This window comes from Paenibacillus sp. F411 (genome assembly GCF_017582705.1).
Classification (GTDB): domain Bacteria; phylum Bacillota; class Bacilli; order Paenibacillales; family Paenibacillaceae; genus Paenibacillus_AQ; species Paenibacillus_AQ algicola.
Genome location: NZ_JAGFIP010000001.1, coordinates 30,106 through 49,360 on the forward strand (window position 1 = coordinate 30,106; position 19,255 = coordinate 49,360).

Below are 19,255 nucleotides of genomic sequence, written 5' to 3' on the forward strand. Positions count from 1 at the left end.
GGCCTGTGATTATTTCATCACAGGCCGATGATTTACCTGAAGCAGGGTCTAAACAGTGAGTATTCAGGCTGCAATCAAAGAAAGGAGATCAATGAATGAGAGGCATACCTTGGAATGAGGATTGGCGTTTTACACTGGAGGAGCCCGAGGCTCCGCATCTATTACATACTGATGATTCTAACTGGTGTACGGTGAGGCTGCCGCATGACTGGAGCGTGGAATTTCCGTTTGATCCGGAACTTGAGGCGTCTACAGGTTATCTTCCGGGCGGTACCGGCTGGTATAGAAAGCGCTTTATAACTTCGCCGGAGATGACGGGACAGAAGGTGTTTCTTAACTTTGATGGCATCTATAACCGGGCAAGCATCTATTGCAATGGCAGCCTTGTTCGCTTTCATCCCTTCGGCTACTCCCCATGCCTGATTGAAATTACCGATCAGTTGAACGGAGCCGGCGAGGAGAATGTTATTGCCGTCAAGGTAGACCGGACCCGATATGCCGACAGCCGCTGGTACACAGGCTCGGGCATTTACCGGAAAGTGGCGCTTCACCTTCTGCCACAGCTTCATATTCCGGTATGGGGCACCTATCATACGACGCCCCGGCTGGATGACGACAAAGGCACGCTGCTAAGCCGGATTCAGCTAAACAATGATTCCGATGATCAGAAGATACCGGAGATCAGAATAACCGTTTACCGTCCTGATGGACAGCAAGCAGCTTTTCAAACCAGAGTGATAGCCATCCCTTCAGGGGAAAGGATGGAGCTTGAATTTGAGCTGGAAATTTCCCAGCCGCAGCGGTGGGAGATTGAAGATGCCAGACTGTATAAAGTTGTAACCGTAATCATAGATAACGGGAAGGTTCTTCAAGAGGTAGAAGAACGTATCGGTTTCCGGGATTTTCGTTTTGATGCAGACAAGGGCTTCTTCTTTAATGGAAGAAGCATGAAGATCAAGGGGGTCAATCTTCATCATGATGGAGGGCTGGTCGGCGCTGCGGTACCTCTGGATGTTTGGCGGCGGAGACTTCAGAAGCTGAAGGCGTGCGGCTGCAACGCCATCCGGACTGCACACAATCCGGCCTCCGAAGATTTTTTGGATCTGTGCGATGAGATGGGATTTCTCGTGCAGGAAGAGTTTTTTGACGAGTGGGATTATCCGAAGGATAAACGCTATAACGGAAATGAGCAGAGCGTGGATGACATCACGCAGGGTCATGCAGAGTTTTTCCGAGAGTATGCACAAGCTGATTTGCAGGATACGATGCGCAGAGATCGCAATCACCCGTGTATTTTTCAATGGAGCATCGGCAATGAAATTGAATGGACCTATCCGAAATATAACGCGGCGACCGGATATTTCGGCATGAATGCCTCGGGCAATTATTTCTGGACATTGCCTCCGAACAGCAAGGAGACGATATCCGAGCTAATCTCTCGTATGCCCCGTGATCGGTATGACATTGATACCACAGCAGGCATGCTGGTGCGCTGGACGAAGGAGCTTGATGCCACAAGGCCCGTCACCGCCAATTGTATTCTGCCCAGCGCCAGCTATGAATCCGGCTATATTGATCAGCTTGATCTGGCTGGCTACAGCTATAGAAGGGTCATCTATGACTACGGGAAGCGGTATTACCCGGACAAGCCGATTATAGGCACGGAGAATGTAGCACAGTGGCATGAATGGAAGGCGGTTTTGGAACGGGAGCATGTTGCCGGAATCTTTTTGTGGACGGGGATTGATCATATGGGGGAAGCAAGACGAAAGCCGTTTCCACTTAAGGGCTCTGAGGCAGGGCTGCTGGACTTGGCCGGGTTCGACAAGCCCTCTTATCACATGTTCAAAAGTCTGTGGAATGAGGAGCCTCATCTGTACATTGCTACCCAAACACTGGAGAAATCATTATATCAGATGAGCGCATCCGGAGAGCTGGTAGAACGCATTGAAGGCGGGTGGCAGGAGCGCGTATGGTTCTGGCATGATGTGTTTGCCCATTGGAATTACTGTGATGAGGAACAGGTTGTCGTCGAAATGTACTCCAACTGTGAAGAAATTTGTCTGTATCACAATGACAGGCTTATTTCCGTACAGCGTCTTAGAGACTTTGAGGACCATATTTACAAGTGGGTACTGCCGTTTGCTGCCGGAGAACTGAAGGCGGTCGGCCGGTGCGGAGACCAGGAAATTGTTGAAAGGCTTCGCACGGTCGGCCCGGTACACCGTATTCAAATTGAAGTGGATCAGGAGCAGGTGAAGGTGGACGCTGATTCAGTCGTTCATGTGACAGCGAACCTGCTGGATGCGAACGGAACAATCATCCGAAATCAAAATCTCTGTCTTCACTTTCAGGTGGAGGGAGAGGCCCGGATTCTGGGTGTGGATAACGGCAGTGCAGACAATGTCCAGCCCTTCCAGAGCACACGCCTGGTAACCGACCAGGGGCGGGGGCTGATGATTGTTCAGGGCTTGAGGCCGGGCACGCTGATGGTCCGCGCAAGCTGCGCCGATCATCACCTGGTGTCTAATACCTGCATCGTGAAAGTCAACGCTTAACAGGATGGGGGAATCCGAATGAGACCGAATTTTGTCGTATTTGTCGTAGATCAGATGCAAGCCCGCAGCCTGTCTCTGCATGGCCATCCCGATGTAAAGACGCCGAATCTGGATCAACTGGGCCGGGAAGGGATTTCTTTTGCCAGAGCCTACTGCAACAATCCGGTGTGTATGCCCTCGCGGGCGACGCTGCTGACAGGGCTCACTCCTCGGCAGCACGGGTGCCTCACCAATGGAAATAAAGTGCCGGAATGGCTTCCTACCCTGCCTGCCATACTCAAACAGCACGGGTATGTGACCCATGCGGTCGGTAAGCTGCATCATCAGCCGGTTGGCTCGGTAAGTAAGGGCGGAGAGATGGAATTCTCTTGGGAGAGCCGGGAACGGTGGGAGCGTGGAGAGATTACGTCTCTTCCTCAAGGATACTATGGCTATGAAGCAACTGAGCTTGTCGGCGGCCATGTGGACTGCTATGGCGATTATTTAAGTTGGCTGGAGCAGGAGCTGCCGGGAGGCGGCCGAGCGCTGCTGAGAGAGGGATCGTACGCCAAGAATGAACAGTATGACCAGAATTGGAAAATAGACCTGCCGGAGCGGCTTCACTACAACCGGTGGATCGCACGCCGCTCCTCGGCATTCCTGGAGAGCCTTCGCTCCGATCAGCCATTCTACCTTTGGTGCTCCTTCCCGGACCCGCATCATCCGTTCGCAGCCTGCCGACCATATAGTGAAATGTACCCTCCGGAAAAGTTGACGCTGCCGGAGCACTGGGACACAGAGGCGGACCCGATCGATTTTCTAAAAGGGCTGAGAGACGTGCATCCCGGACACTCTGATTTTGATGAGCCGGTGCTGAGAGAGATTTTGTCTCAAACCTATGGCATGATTTCGCATGTGGACAGCTGCATTGGGGAGGTGCTGGGGAAGCTGAAGCAGCTTGGGCTGTATGAGAATACGGTGATTACCTTCATGGCAGATCATGGAGAGTATTTGGGGTCGCACCGATTGCTGACGAAAGCAGAATGGCCGTGGGAGGAGCTGTTCAATGTTCCTTTCCTGTGGAAATCTCCGGGGAGCACCGCCCAGGGCGTGCAGCCAGAAGCAGTCGTCAGCCTGCTTGACTTTGTGCCGACCGTTCTGGATTTTGCGGGAATAGCTCCCTCTTGTCTCGATACTCGCGGGGTATATAGCGCCAAGCCTTGGGGACTTCCCGGGCGAAGCCTGCGTGCTGCCGTGGAATCCGGCGCAGCACTGGAGCCTCGGCCGGCGCTGATTGAATATGATGAGGATTGGTATGCCCCGGAGACGACCCGTCTGCGTTCCCTCGTGCTGGAGCAGTATAAGCTGACGCTGTTTACAAACACAGAGGAGGGGCTGCTGTTTGATCTGGCCGCAGATCCTTATGAGCAGCGGAATGTATGGTCAGAGCCGCAGTATCAGCAGCTGCGCTGGGAGATGACCGAGCGGCTATTGCGAGAGCTGATCCGCACCGATCGCCTGGATACCTGTCGCATGACGGGGGCGTAGGCAAGGAGACGCTGAACGGAGTAAAGGTGGCATTTGGCGTTTAGCTGCTTGATACCCATGTGTCTAAAAAGCTGTTAAGAGCAGTTAGCACTTCGCTGACTGTTATTAACAGCTTTTCTTATATTCCTTTTAATTGGGTATTGACGTAAAATGATAGCGGTTTTATAATAAAAACGAAACAAGTTTCGATTAATTAAATAATACGTGTAATTGTGGTTATTTGTTTCGAAAACTATCAAATAGTTGAAATCGCTTTCAAGAAGAGAGGGGTGAGCTTTCGGATCCAGATTATTTCAGAAGGAGTGCTAGAGATGCAAAAAGTGAATGAAGTCCAGAAGCTTCCTGCTCCGCTGCACAGGCAGAAAACCCCGCTAAAGCAGAAAGCCGGACGCCTGCTAAAAAGCTATCAGCTGTACCTGTTCGTACTTCCGGCTTTGCTGTACTACGTCGTTTTTCATTATGTCCCGATGTACGGTGTTCAGATCGCGTTCAAGAATTTCATGGCCTTTAAGGGCATTTCGGAAAGTCCCTGGGTCGGTTTTGAGCATTTTGAGCGCTTTTTTAATTCCTTTGAGTTTACCAAGATCATCCTGAATACGATTCAGCTCAGTCTAATGCAGATGATCCTCGGCTTCCCGGCACCGATCATACTGGCACTGATGCTGAACCAGCTGATGCACAAGCGATTCAAGAAATTCGTTCAGACGATCATCTATGCGCCGCATTTTATTTCCACAGTCGTTATTGCGGGCATGCTCTTCCTGTTCTTGTCCCCCCAAACCGGCTTCATAAACAAGCTGATTGAAGGGCTCGGCGGAGAAGCGGTATTCTTCATGGGCGATCCGGGCTGGTTCCGAAGTGTCTATGTCTTGTCCGAGATCTGGCAGAACACCGGATGGGGCACCATTATCTATCTGGCTGCACTGACGTCCATCAGTCCCGAGCTTCATGAATCGGCCGTGGTGGACGGAGCGAATAAATTTCAGCGTATTGTGCATATCGACATCCCGGGCATTATGCCTACCGCAGTAATTCTGCTTATCCTGAGCACCGGGAACATCATGAGCCTCGGCTTTGAAAAGGTGTACCTGATGCAAACACCGCTCAACCTGCCCACCTCAGAGATCATTTCTACATACGTGTACAAAACCGGCCTGGTTGGAGCGCAATATAGCTTCTCAACAGCAGTAGGGCTGTTCAACTCCATCATCAATTTCGTAATTCTGCTCAGCGTCAATCAAATCGCCAAGAAAACATCGAACACGTCGTTATGGTAAGGACGAAGGAGGGATGACAATGTTCAAGCGCAGTCAGGCGGACATCTGGTTCGACCGAATCAATTTGCTTGTCATTTTTACCGGTCTTATCATCATTATTTATCCGCTGTACTTTGTGGTGATAGCTTCCGTTACGGATCCCGGTGCGGTTCAGACAACACTGCTCTGGCCGGAAAAGTTCAGTCTGGATGGCTACAAGAAAATTCTGGAGAGCGAGAATCTCTGGATCGGCTACAAGAACTCATTTATTTACGCCATTCTGGGGACGGTCATTAACCTTGGCCTGACGCTGCCCGCAGCATACGCACTGTCCCGCAAGGATATGCCAGGCCGCAACACGATCATGCTGATCATTACATTCACCATGTTCTTCAGCGGGGGGCTCATTCCAACCTATCTGACCGTGAAGGAGCTTGGCATGCTGGATTCTGTATGGGCGATGGTTATTCCTAACGCTGTAGGCGCATGGAATCTGATTATCGCACGGACGTTCTTTCAATCCACCATTCCGGATGAGCTTCTGGAGGCGGCAAAAATGGATGGCTGCTCGGATGCCATGTTCTTCTGGCGGATGGTGCTTCCACTGTCTCAGGCCTTGATCGCGATCATGATTCTGTTCTATGGCGTAGCCCACTGGAACTCCTACTTTAATGCCTTAATCTACTTGCGAGACCAGGAATTGTATCCGTTGCAGCTCGTGCTTCGCTCCATCCTGATTGAGAACCAGATCCAGAATGACATGATGACAGATTTATCCTCCATGGGCGATCAGCTGAGAGCAGCAGAGCTGATTAAATACGGCATGATTATCATTGCGGCACTGCCGCTGCTGATTCTGTATCCGTTCCTGCAAAATTATTTCGTTAAGGGAGTCATGATCGGCAGCATTAAAGGCTGATGACATGTCGCTTCTAAAGCTGGTTAGGAGGTGAGTGCCCGGCGTCAACGACTCCTCTCTGTAAGCGCATAGAAACACCATTTTAGGAGGTCATGAATTTGAGAAATTGGAAACAATGGTTCATTTTGTTTATGGTCATGGTGATGAGTCTTTCCCTGTTAGCCGGCTGCTCGGGAGACGGCAGCGGATCCGATTCGAAGACATCCGAGAGCACCAGCAACACAGACACTTCCAAAGACCCGGAGGCACCGAATGGAGACAATGAGGGCGTATTTCCACTTAGCGAGAAAGTCACGCTGAAGATGGCAACCTGTAAGCATCCGAATAACGGGCCATTCGAGGAAATGGATTTCTTCAAGCAATATGAAGAGAAAACGAATGTGCAGATTGAATGGACAGATCTGGAGTTTGCGCAATGCGAGGAGCAGCGGAATCTTATTCTGGCCAGCGGAGATTTGCCGGATGCGTTCTATGGCACACTGGCCTTGTCTGGCAATGATGTGATCAATTACGGCGGCCAAGGCATGCTGGTACCGCTGGAGGAGTATATCAACAAGGAAACCATGCCGAACCTGACGGCTCTGATTGAAGCAAATCCGGAATTCAAGAGCATTATGACGGCACCGGATGGCCACATATACTCGCTTCCAAGCATCCGGGAGCTGATGCTGTGGCTCTCTCCGGATATGATGTACTTGAACAAGGAATGGCTGGATCAGCTCGGATTGGAAGTGCCGAAGACTACGGATGAGCTGAAGACGGTGCTGGAAGCATTCAAGACACAGGATCCGAACGGCAATGGCAAGAACGATGAGGTTCCGTTCTCTTTCCTATGGGATTTTGCCAACTATAATGTGAATGGAATCGGTTCCCTGTTCGGCGCCTTTGGACGCGCGGATTCTGCGAACCATATGTTTGTCGAAGATGGTAAAGTCGTTTTCTCGGCGATGGAAGAGGAATATAAAGAAGGCATCGCTTACTTCCATACGTATTTCAAGGACGGTCTGTTTGACAAGGAAAGTCTGGCTCAGGACCGCAATCAGCTCGTGGGCAAGGGCAGTGGTACCGAGCAGCGTCTGGGCGGCTTCTTTTCTTGGAACGCCTTCTCCATCGTAGGTGCGGAAAATGATCCTAAATATGTCGTAGTACCGGCCTTAAAGGGCCCGAACGGCAACCAGGTATGGAGAAAGTCACTGGGCAATAACCAGGGTGTCAATCCATTTGCCTTCTCGATGACAGCGGTGAACGAGCATCCGGAATTAACCATGCAGTGGATGGACCTCGCTTACGCTACAGATACGTCTATTGAAGCAGGCTGGGGACCGATCGGCGTAACGCTGGAGGATAAAGACGGTCAGCTGACACTGAAAGAAGCGCCGGCCGGAATGACAACAGATCAGTATGTTTTCAAGACGGCACCGGTTGAAGCGCCTTATGCCATTCTTGAAGAAACGTATGGCACCCGCCTGGCCCTGGCAGAGAAGGATAAAATTAAGATTGACGGCATCAAAGAACATTATCTTCCTTACATGACTTCGGAAACGTTCCCGGGTGTGATGTTCACGGCGGAGGAATCCCAGAAGATTAAGACGCTGGATACCGATCTGAACAGCTATATTAGCCAGACCAGTGCAAAATGGCTGCTTGAAGGCGGTGTAGAGAAGGAATGGGACAGCTATATGGCCAACCTGAAAAAAATGAAGGTGGATGAGCTGGTTGCCATTTACCAAACGGCGTACGACCGCTTTATGAGCGCACAATAATCAAGTTACCCCGGGAACAGAGCAAGCTGCGCTGTTTCCGGGAGTTCTTCTAATAGAAGGGAGCCACTGATTTTGAACAGAAAAAAATGGAAGGGAATCCTTTCAGGGCTGCTCTGCTCGGCACTGCTCATTACTTCATTCTTTGCTTCAACTGCCCCGGCGGGCTATGCCGCGCCGAATATGGATGAGCTGCCGGAGAATATTCGTACAGACAAAGCAGACTTTGATACGATTCCGGAAGTCGCGGAGTTCTATAAGGCTAAGTTCGGGGAGGATGCAGTAGCGTATTTTAACAGCATCAATGGCGAAAGCCGGATTCAGCGGATTAATTTCCTGCAATATCCGGAGGGTCAATATTTAGAAATTAATGGAGAAGAGGTCATCGACATTCCAGACCAGGATGCCAGAATATGGCGTCTGTTCAGTGACCTCCGGTTCGAGGGCTCGGCAGCTCAGACGATGGAGCTGTACATTATCGATCCGAATGGTGTGGAAACCGAGTGGACAGTATTCAAGAACGGAGGCTGGAAAGACAAGCTCACGGGACTGTATACCAACTATACCAAAATGGGCTTTCAGGAATCGAACCCTTCCGAAGCGATCACCCATCCTTGGCTGATCAAGGACAACGGTGAGAATGTGTATGAAGGCTATAAGATGAAGATTAAAGGCAATGGTACGCTTCGCAGTGTGTATCACTGGGAAGAAGAAGGGGTACCCCTGGAGTTCGACATTTCCGCGTGGACCGTCCTTGGTGAAGATAAGGACATTCTTGACGTTTCCGTCGAAGTGGATGCGCTTACAAATTTGAGCATGAACGGTGTGAACAAGCTGCCGGAGGACGTGTTCAAGCGCTATCACATCAACAGCGGTCCGATCGGCATCGAGCAGGCGGGCGGAGAATTCACGGTACTGGATGAAGCCTATCACAAGACTACCAAGGATTGGGGCTTTATCCCGGGACGCGGGGCTTTTCATTATAAGCTGCTGACGGACTGGGCCGGGCTGAAGGAAGATCCGGCGCGTCCAGGCTATGCAGATTTCACAGAGGTCAACAAGATCTATACCAAAAGCCAGCCGGCCATTCATAAATTCGAAAGTCTTTATCCTTCGATCGGGAAAGATTACGTGCTTACGATGGATGGGTGGCCGAAATGGATGTGGGAAAATCCGGAATCCGGACAATCCGAGCATTTTGGTACCCCGGGATACGAGCATTTTGATGCTGCTGCTGAGGCTTCGGCCCAGCTGATCAAGAGCATTGATACTCGATTGGATGGCCTGGGGCCGAAATATGTTGAAGTGAAGAATGAATCCACAATTCCGCAGGAGTGGTGGTTCCTTCAATCCGAGCCGGACAAGGCATGGGGCTATTTGTCTGAGTTCCACAACAAGGTAGCAGCAGCGGTTAAAGCAAAGAATCCTGATGTTCTCGTAGGCGGACCGAGCAGTGCCTTTATGTACCTGGAGAAAAATGACTTCGATGAGGCTCGCGCTCAGTTGAAGTTTATGGATGAAACCAAGGATTCACTGGATTGGTACTCCCACCATTTCTACGAGAATGCCAACCTGTTCATTCATGACCGGGAAAACAACTCGGACGGCTTCCTGAGCGGACGGCTGGAAGCGGTACTGGATCTGCTGAACGCGCATATGGTGAACACCGATAACGTGAAGCCGATTTACATTACCGAGGAAGGCACGTACAACACCGCTGGAAGCGATGCAGACTATTTTCAAAAGCTGGTTGCCTTTAATGGCTACATGCTTCGCTTTATGAACTATTCCGATTCGATCGGCATGCTGGTGCCTTACCTGTATCCGATTATTAACTGGAAACCAGATTCTACAGGTACGTTCTACAAATATAACGAGAATAAGAACGGGCTGATGGAAGAGATGACGCCGATGGAAGCATATCTGGATATGTGGAAGGACTACCGGGGTGCCTATCTGCCTTCGCAGTCCGATCACGAACGCGTCCATACGAATGCGGTGCGGTATAACGACAAGGTGTATGTCGCCGTGCATAACCTGAATGCCCAGCGGGTCCATCTTGACCTGGACGTGCTGGCAGGGAATGCCAACATTGATAGCGTAACAAGAAAGCATTTCTTCCTCGAAAAAGGAGAACTGACCTATGAGGAGGACACGGTTACAGATCTGGAGGACGTGTATATGCGCGTCCAGGAAATGAGTATTTTTGAAATTACGCTGGACTCCAATCCTGACTTTACCGGAACGTGGAACCGGGAATTTGCTTATGCCTCCGAGGAACTGATTCCGCTGAGTGATCAAGCGCCTGCTGTGGTGACGATCCAGCAAGATGCAGCACAGCTTGCCAAATCCACACTGCGGATCGGCTTTGGCAAAACAGGCAGCGGCTTCGCCGGGGATATGACGGTTGTGGTCAATCCGGGTGAGCCCGAAGAGCAAACCTTCACTAAGGATCTAAACTATACGAATAAGCCTGGCAACCTGTTGACGTATGCGGAGTTTGAGCTGGAGCCTTCAAAGGTGCTGGCCCAGAACACAATTGAGATTAGGGTGCCGGATCGCGGCGGCTATGTGACGAGTGTCCAGCTCATTCAGTATGATGAGCAAGCTGCTCCTTCGGGTGTGGACACGGAGGCACTTCGCCAGCCGATCGCCGAAGCGAAATCGACGCTGTCTGAAACCGTAATCTCCGCTACCGGTAATGAGGTGCAGCCGGGAGCAGTCTGGATTAAGCAGCATATTCACGATACACTTTCGATCGAAGTAACCAAGGCTGAGATTGTAGCAGAGGATGCCCTGGCAACGGCGGAAGAGGTAGAATCTGCGGTGATAAACCTGAATAAAGCTTTGGCGATTTTTGAGCAGTACGCCACCGTAAAATCAGAGCCGACTGGAAGCCGCGGAGCACAGTTTTCTTTTGAAGACGGCGAACCTGCAGCCTACACATACGATGCAGATTCTGTAACGGCCACCGTCGTGTCGCAGAACGCAACGGAGGGTTCCCAAGCGCTGAAGGTTGATTTTGACAAGCTCACTTCTTATGCATGGGATTCTACCGGTAAATATTCCGGCCGTCTGACGTTTACTGCGCCGGAGGAAGGGTGGAGCCTGGGTGGCAAGCCATTCACCTTCGATGTGGCCAATCTGAACAATCAGGCTGCACAGCTGCGCGTCGAGATTACAGACCAATCAGATCACAAGGGAATCTATTACTATGCTCTGGCGGCAGGAGCATCACGTAAAATTAGTATTTCTGAATTTCAAAAAGCATCAGGAACCTGGTTAGCAGATGGCAATTTCCCGAGAACGGCGGATATTGACACTGAAAACCTGAAGTCCATTCAGTGGTATGTTTTCGGTCCAACGGCGGCTCCGATCGATCGGGCATCCCTGGTCTTTGATCATGTGGTGATCGGAGTTGCAGCGACAGCACCGGAGCCTGAGCCGGAGCCTGGGGAACCGCCGGTAGATCCGGAGGAACCGCCTGTAGATCCAGGAGTGCCGCCAGTAACGCCGGAACAACCGCCGGTCACGCCAGGAGTGCCGCCAGTAACGCCTGCACCACCTGCCGCTCCTGCTCCGCCTGTTGTCCCTCCGGGCTCCGGCAGCACCGTCAAGGAATCGGAGATTACGATTCTGATCAACGGCAAGCCATCCCGTAGTCTGGCTAGCCAGGTTGTGGAGAACAGGGACAGCAGATCCGTTACGACAGTAACCTTGAATGCTTCCTCGTTGAAGGAAAGTCTGTCGCAGGCTGCGAACGGCTCAACACTCCGTATTCCGGTCAGCGGAAGCTCTCACGAGGTTGCCGGTGTGTTCAGCGGCGAGGTACTGGAAGAGGTGGGAAATAAAGAGGTGACGATCGAGCTGGTGTCGGAGCAATTCGCTTATATGCTGCCCGTGCAGCTTCTTCAGACCGAGCGGGAAGCGGCCGCAGCGAAAGAGAAGCTTCCTTTAAAAGAGATCGGAATGGACATCCGGATGAGTCAGCTGGAGGAAGCTGACATGGCGCCAGTGAAGCGGTCGGCTTCGGCAAAAGGCTACACCTTGGCAGCTCCGGCCTTCCATTTTGAGATCAGCCTTAGCTATAACGAGAAGACGACAGCCGTGAACGCGTTGAACGGGTTCGTGGAAAGAGCGATTGCTCTGCCAGACGGTATTGCCCGGGATGATGTTTCCACTGGGGTAAGGTACATGGATCATGGAGCGTTCACGCATGTGCCAACAGCCTTCAGCACGATTAACGGCCGGGATTATGCCGTGATGAACAGCATGTCCAACAGCATCTATACGCTGCTCTATCATACTGCCGGCTTCACAGATGTACAGAATCACTGGGCCGAGGCAATCATTCAGAACCTGGGCTCGCGACTGATTGTGGAGGGCGTAGGAGCGGGTAACTTTGAGCCGAACCGAAGCGTAACGCGGGCTGAATTTGCAACCATGGTTGTCAAAGCGCTGGGACTGCATACCCTCGAGGGAGGCACTGTATTCCCTGATGTGGAGGCAGGCAGCTGGTACAGTCCTTATGTAAATGCGGCAGCACAGCTGCAGCTGATTGCCGGCTATGATCATGGCCAGTTCAAGCCGCTGGACAGCATCACGCGGGAACAGGCTATGACGATTCTCCAGCGAGGCATGCATGTAGCGGGTATGGAGGCAGAAGTGAAGGCTTTGGAAGCCGAAGCGCTGCTTCGCAGCTTTACGGACGCAGGCACAGCATCTTCTTATGCCAAGAGCAGCCTGGCTGCAGGCATCAAGTCCGGCCTGCTTCTTGGACGCGATGGCAGCAAGCTGGCACCGAAGGCCTATGTGACCCGCGCCGAAACCGCCGCCATGCTGGAACGGATGCTGAAGAAGGCGGGCTTGATGTAAAAAGACCTGTAATCGTAAAAAGACTTTTCTCTCTTGCTGAGAAAAGTCTTTTTATTGATAAACATTAATTAACATATATGTATTTTAATAGAATAAAGTTAAGATTTTCATATTCTTTTGAAGTGAGGATTAAGTAATCTGATGAAGCAGGAATTATATTCCTGGACACAGTCCATGGAAGGGAGGAGACCGATTATTCGCTGTTATTGAGGCAATAAAAACCATATGAGGAGGCAAGGTTAATGAAAAAAATGCTTGCAGGCGTGATGGCTCTGATTCTGACAGGGTCTTTACTGAGCAGTCCCGGTACTGTAGAAGCAGCGGTCCCGTTCCCCACCTTGAATTTCGATAATGGCGCGGTCCCTGCGTACGTGACCGGCAGTAATGCCACACTCCAGGTGGTCACGAATACGACGGGCTCCAAGGCGCTGCGGATTAATTATGCGGCAGGGGATTTCCCGTCGGTTCAGTTCTCCCCGTCTACGCCGTGGAGTGTAGGCTCCGGCAATGCCATTGCGTTTGAGCTGACGAATCCAACAGATAAGGATATTACATTCTATTTACGTGTGGACGACAGTGCACAGGCGGATGGCGTGAAGGACTCGATTGTCACGCAAGCCGTGGCGAAGGCCAAGAGTACCAAAAATTATTTCCTGAGCCTTAGCCCGAACGTGCTGGATTTGGGGATGCGGTTCCTTCCACCGAATCCGGCGGGCGCCCAAATGGGATACGCCTGGGGGGATAAGACGATAAACAGCAGCAATATCGTTTCCATGCAATTATTTCAGTTATATCCTTCCGCCAGCTCGGCGCTCGTGCTGGACAATTTGAAGGTTATCAAGGATCCCAATACCGATTCCAGCTATTTGAATGGCATCGCAGATAAGTATGGACAGTATACAGCCGTGAACTGGAGCGACAAAGTGACCAAGGATCAGGACCTTCTGGATGACAAGGCACAAGAGGCAGCAGCTCTCAACGGAGCTCCGCCTGCCGTTCTCAGTCAGTACGGTGGCTGGAAGAATGGTCCCAAGCTGCAGGCTACCGGCCATTTCAGAGTGACACAGCATGCCGGGAAGTGGACGCTTGTGGATCCGGAAGGCTATTTATTCTTCTCTACAGGCCTTGATGTAGTCCGTCTCGATGATATGCACACCTGGATCTCTGGAAGAGACGGCATGTTCAAGGATCTTCCGGCGAAGAACAGCTCGCTCGGGAAGCATTTCCGCTATACGACCTCCGTGGGCAGTCCGCCTTTGGGACAAACCGAGGGCTGGCTCTTTAACCATTACTCTGCCAACCTGGAGCGCAAGTATGGAAATGATTATGTGAATCAGTGGAAGAATGTCTCTGTAGCCCGCTTTAAGAACTGGGGCTTCAATTCTCTGGGCAACTGGTCGGAGCCGTCACTGTATTTTGGCAAAGGCTCACAGCATAAAATGGCGTATGTCGCTAACGGCTGGACCAATGTGGGCACACACGCCACGATTCCGAGCGGCGAATGGGGAACGGTTGCGGATCCGTACGATCCGCAGTTTACGACCAGCGTCAAAAATATGGTTCAGAACCAGATTCTCGCCTATGGCGTGGCTCAGGACCCTTGGGTCATCGGCGTGTATATCGACAATGAAATTCCTTGGGGCAGCCCGGCGACGACGGATAGTAAATATTTGCTGATCAGCAACATTCTCGCCATGAATGCATCTGATGCCAAAAGCCATGCCAAACGCGCTATGATTGCACATCTGCAAACGAAATACAACAATAATATCGGCGCCTTGAATACGAAATGGGGAACCTCCTTTGCCTCCTTCACGGCAATGAATGCACCGTTCAAGCCGGCACAGATTTCAAATGGGATGGTACCGGATTATTCCGCAATGCTGAAGCTGCTTGCCCGCAAATACTTCTCAATTGTCGATGCTGAATTAACCCAGAAGCTGCCGAACAAGCTGTACCTGGGAGCGAGATTTGCCGAGTGGGGCATCAGTAAGGAGGTTCAGGAAGCAGCAGCGGAGTATGTCGATGTCGTGAGCTACAACGTGTATAAAGAATCGGTTAACGGCCATAGCTGGATGGACATCAGCAGCTTGAACAAGCCGGCCATCGTCGGTGAATTTGCATTCGGAGCCAATGACCGCGGCATATTCGGAACCGGCCCGAATTCGGAATCGGCCGCATCCAGCCAGCAGAACCGGGCCGAGAAGTTTACCAACTACGTCAATGCAGCGCTGAAGAATCCATATTTTGTTGGAACACACTGGTTCCAGTATGTGGATGAGCCATTGCTGGGCCGCCATTGGGACGGCGAGAATTACAACCTAGGCTTTGTGGACGTCGCTGACGTGCCGTATGCAGCGATGGTGAACGCTGCCAAGAACGTACACGCTAAGGCGTATGCGACCAGATTTGGCGGGTCTTTATAGATTTAAAGACTGCCTAATTCAAATAGCTGCAGAATAATAACAGGGACCTCTTTCCATCACGGAAAGAGGTCCCTGTTTCAATTATATATTGTTATTCCTTAACCGCACCCAGCACAATGCCTTTCACGAAAAATCTTTGCAAAAACGGATATACAACGAGCACAGGCAGGGCTCCGATGAAGATCTGGGCCGACTTGACCGTCCGCTGCGAGATGTTCTTTAAATCCTCTGCACTGACATTTACCTTGCTGAAATCCTGCTGTACAATGATGGACTGCAAGAATGTTGCCAGAGGATAGTTACGGTAATCGCTCATATAGAGCATGCCGCTGAACCAGTCATTCCAGTGAAACACGACGGTAAACAAGGACAAGGTGGCAATCGCCGGCATTGAGATTGGCAAATAAATTTTGACAAGTGTGACAAAGTGATTAGCACCATCCATAAAAGCTGCCTCTTCCAGCTCCTTTGGAATGCCTCGGAAGAAATTAAGCATGAGCACCAGATTCCAGACACTGACCACAAAAGGCAGAACGAGCGCCCAGATGGAATTCATCAGCCCCAGCTTCTGGATCAGAATGTAGCTGGGGACCATCCCCCCAGAGAAGAGCATCGTAAAGACGAAGAACCACGCGTAGAGGCTTCGTCCCCGAAACATATTCTCTTCCTTGGAAAGTGGATATGCAGCCAAAAAGATAATGATCATGCCGATCGTTGTGCCCAGGACCGTGCGCAGTACTGAGGTACCGATCGAGTTGAGGAACTGGGTGTTAGCAATCGTCTTCTCATAAGCATCCAGCGTGAAATTAATCGGATAGAAGGTAACCAGGTTCGCACCCGCCGCTTCTCTGCCGCTAAAGGACACGGCAAGAATATGAATTAGAGGCAAAATGCACAGCAGAGCTATAAGAAACAAAAAGATATGGTTAAAGACACTAAAGATGCGATAAGGCAGCGTTTTGTGATACATATGAAGTCCCCCTAAAAAATCCGGTAATTTGCGTATTTATAGGCCAGGCGATAAGAGGTTAGAATGAGTATAAACGCGATGACAGATTTAAACAGTCCCACTGCGGTACCAAAGCTCATCTCGCCGCTCAGAATGGCTACTCGATAAACGAAGGTATCAATAATATCACCTTTGTCATAAACAAGTGGGTTATACAAATTAAAGATTTGATCGAAGCCGGCATTCAAAATGTTACCGAGCGACAGAGTGCCGACAACAATCGTGATCGGCATGATTGCGGGAAGTGTTACGTGCAGGGTCTGCTTCCAGCGTCCCGCGCCGTCAATCTCGGCGGCCTCATACAGTGACGGATTGACCGAAGACAGGGCTGCGAGGAATACAATTGTTGAGAAGCCGAATTCTTTCCAGATGTCAGAGAGAATAATCGTCACGCGGAACCAGTCTCCATCTCCGAGAAAAAAGATCGGTTCAATACCGAAAGCGCTCGTAATAAAACGGTTTAGAAGTCCGCCCTGCGGCGACAGGACATCAATGAGAATGCCGCCCAGAATGACCCATGACATAAAATGGGGCAAATAAACGAGGGTCTGCAGGGTTCTCTTGAATCCCACTTGCCGGATCTCGTTGAGCAGCAGGGCGAAGGTAATGGGTGCAATCAGGCCGGCAACAATTTTGGCTGCGGAGATTACCAGGGTGTTCATTATGACCTGCTTGCTGTCCTGCCGTTCAAACATAAATTCAAAGTTACTCCAGCCGATCCACGGCGAATTGCTGAAGCCGAGCCAGGGCTTGAAGTCCTGAAAAGCCATAACGATTCCGAGTAACGGAACATAGGCAAACACAAGAGTGAAAATCACTGCTGGAATCAGCATGATATGAAGGGGGTAGTTGCGCTTCATGTTCCAGCGCTTCTTATCCTGCTTCGGCGTCAGCACCGGCACGTGCCCGGCTGCTTTGTTCAATGACTGCTTCATAGGTTATGCTCTCCTTTTCATTCTGATAGGTGGATGTGTGGGTCAGCCTCATTATAATTTGCTTCCTTTGTCGGTGAACATGTCCGCTTTACAATAGAGGTGGCACAAATTTAACCTGAGAAGCAGAGGTTAAATTTGTCCCATGCCAGTTTTCATTGCGCCATTTATTTGTCGAAACCGTTTTCTTATAATTTGACATGTAGCCGGCTTAACACAATTCATACAGGGGGTACTAACAGATGACTACAAAACGGAGATGGGTCAAGAGCATGTCAATGGTTACGCTTCTTCTCTTCACGGTGGCTTGCTCCAGCAACGGCAGCCAGAGCAGCGAGAATCCGGACAACACGGGAGGCAACGGCACTGACGGCGCGGGACAAGCAGCGCTCTCCATGAACGGGGATACATTTGATCCACCCGTTACAATCACGGTAGCCCGTCCGGTTGGCGGAGACGTCCAGTTTAGAGATGGAGAAACGATTGAGAATAATGTACACACAAAGTGGGCTAAAGAGCGCCTTGGCATTGATATCCAATATGCCTGGACGGCGCCAAGCGCGAATGATTCCTTTAACACGAAGCTGCGCCTGGCAATTTCCTCTAATGAGAAGCTTCCGGATATTTTGCAGCTGCGAGACGAAGGGCCGATTCTGGATACGTTGATCGAATCCGGGAAGTTTATGGAGGTTGGCGAGCTGTTTGACAAGCATGCTTCGCAAACGTGGAAGGATGCGATGAACGAAGATCCGACCGTATGGCAGCCATTCATGAAGGACGGCAAGAAATACGGAGTGCCGATTTTGGACTATATGTACAACGGCGATCCGGTCCTGTGGATTCGAGAGGATTGGATGAAGAAGTTCAACTTTGACACACCGCAAACTCTGGCTGATGTTGAGAAGATCATGGACGCATTCACCAATCAGGATCCTGACGGCAACGGGCAGAAGGATACGTATGGCCTAACCGCAGGTGTAAAGAATAATTTCAATACATGGATGTCTGATTTGGGCTGGGTGTTCGGCGCATATGGCACGATGCCGAATCAATGGAATCTGAACGAGAGCGGCGAGCTGGAGTATGGCTCTGTCAATGAAGGCGCGAAGCAGGCGCTGGAAACAATTAAGAGCTGGATGGACAATGGATACATGCCACAGGAGGTTCTGCTGTGGGACGAGTCCAAGGGCTCTGAGATCTGGACGGCAGGCAAGGCTGGCATCATTGTGGGACCGCACTGGATGCCATGGTGGCCGCTTGAAGATGTGAAGAAGAATGTCGAGGGGGCAGAATATCGTCCGTATCCGATTCCGGCAGGTCCTGATGGGGACATCGGCCGTCACGGAACAAACGTCAATAATGGTGTCATTCTGATTAATAAGGACATGGAGCATCCGGAAGTCTTTTTCCACTATCAAAACTTTATGTTTGACAATTATGCCAATCCGCAGGTAGGCGGAGAGTTTCAATATGGCATGCATAACGGATACGACTATTTCATGGAGGAGGGTGCATCTGAGCCGGCAACCGAGGTACCGGGCGGTGCGATTGCAGTTAACAAATACACGTTAACCTTTGACGGAGCACGAATCCCGTCTCTCAGTCTCCAGACGATGGCGAAATTTGCAGACCCGACCGTGAAGCCGGAAACGCCTTACGAAATTATGAATACGAGCACGGCACCGAAGCAGGTCTATGAAGCAGCTAAGATTGTCCTCGACCAGAAGGATATTACAATGCCTGAACGCTTTAAGAGCTCCTTCACTTCTACAATGAAGCAGAAATGGGAGTACCTGGAGAAGCTGGAGAAGGACATTTATGCGAAGATCATCTTTGGCAAAAATGACAGCTCATCCTTTGATACCTTTGTTGAGGAATGGAAGAAGAGCGGCGGCGATGAGGTTACCGCAGAAGTCAATGCATGGTATGATCAAAACGGAATCAAATAAAGCTCGCTTGTAAGAGGAAGAGATCGTTCCCGTGAACGATCTCT

General features: G+C 50.8%; 10 protein-coding genes. 8 read left to right on the top strand and 2 right to left on the bottom strand.

Going from position 1 to position 19,255, the window contains the following annotated elements:
- The first annotated feature begins 95 nt into the window (after positions 1-95).
- The 7 genes from JJQ72_RS00120 (at position 96) to JJQ72_RS00150 (ending at position 15,321) form a co-directional block, all read left to right on the top strand.
- The gene (locus JJQ72_RS00120) at positions 96-2,558 is read left to right on the top strand and encodes a glycoside hydrolase family 2 TIM barrel-domain containing protein (RefSeq protein ID WP_208202336.1); all 2,463 of its coding nucleotides are present in this window, start codon (positions 96-98) and stop codon (positions 2,556-2,558) included.
- 18 nt (positions 2,559-2,576) lie between these two features.
- The gene (locus tag JJQ72_RS00125) at positions 2,577-4,085 is read left to right on the top strand and encodes a sulfatase family protein (protein WP_208202337.1); all 1,509 of its coding nucleotides are present in this window, start codon (positions 2,577-2,579) and stop codon (positions 4,083-4,085) included.
- A gap of 311 nt (positions 4,086-4,396) precedes the next feature.
- Positions 4,397-5,362, top strand: coding sequence for an ABC transporter permease (locus JJQ72_RS00130; RefSeq protein ID WP_208202338.1), 966 nt, complete (start codon positions 4,397-4,399; stop codon positions 5,360-5,362).
- Between the two features lie 19 nt (positions 5,363-5,381).
- Positions 5,382-6,260, top strand: coding sequence for a carbohydrate ABC transporter permease (locus JJQ72_RS00135; protein WP_208202339.1), 879 nt, complete (start codon positions 5,382-5,384; stop codon positions 6,258-6,260).
- A 98-nt stretch (positions 6,261-6,358) separates the two neighbouring features.
- Complete coding sequence (locus JJQ72_RS00140; protein WP_243895773.1) at positions 6,359-8,023, top strand: extracellular solute-binding protein; 1,665 nt, start codon at positions 6,359-6,361, stop codon at positions 8,021-8,023.
- 72 nt (positions 8,024-8,095) lie between these two features.
- A complete protein-coding gene (locus JJQ72_RS00145; RefSeq protein ID WP_208202341.1) occupies positions 8,096-12,895 on the top strand; it encodes an S-layer homology domain-containing protein in 4,800 nt (1,599 codons plus the stop codon).
- 242 nt (positions 12,896-13,137) lie between these two features.
- Complete coding sequence (locus JJQ72_RS00150) at positions 13,138-15,321, top strand: hypothetical protein (RefSeq protein WP_208202342.1); 2,184 nt, start codon at positions 13,138-13,140, stop codon at positions 15,319-15,321.
- Positions 15,322-15,412: 91 nt separating this feature from the next.
- Here JJQ72_RS00150 and JJQ72_RS00155 read toward each other — a convergent pair whose 3' ends face one another.
- Both JJQ72_RS00155 and JJQ72_RS00160 read right to left on the bottom strand, forming a co-directional pair.
- Positions 15,413-16,291 carry a carbohydrate ABC transporter permease gene (locus tag JJQ72_RS00155; protein WP_208202343.1) on the bottom strand — a complete coding sequence of 293 codons (879 nt, stop codon included), beginning with the start codon at positions 16,289-16,291 and terminating at the stop codon, positions 15,413-15,415.
- An 11-nt stretch (positions 16,292-16,302) separates the two neighbouring features.
- Positions 16,303-17,265: an ABC transporter permease gene (locus JJQ72_RS00160; RefSeq protein ID WP_243895774.1), complete on the bottom strand. Its 963-nt coding sequence runs from the start codon at positions 17,263-17,265 to the stop codon at positions 16,303-16,305.
- 239 nt (positions 17,266-17,504) lie between these two features.
- Here JJQ72_RS00160 and JJQ72_RS00165 point away from each other — a divergent pair, with 239 nt between their 5' ends.
- Positions 17,505-19,211 (top strand): extracellular solute-binding protein, encoded by a 1,707-nt coding sequence (locus tag JJQ72_RS00165; protein ID WP_208202344.1) that lies wholly within the window; start codon positions 17,505-17,507, stop codon positions 19,209-19,211.
- Positions 19,212-19,255: the final 44 nt, after the last annotated feature.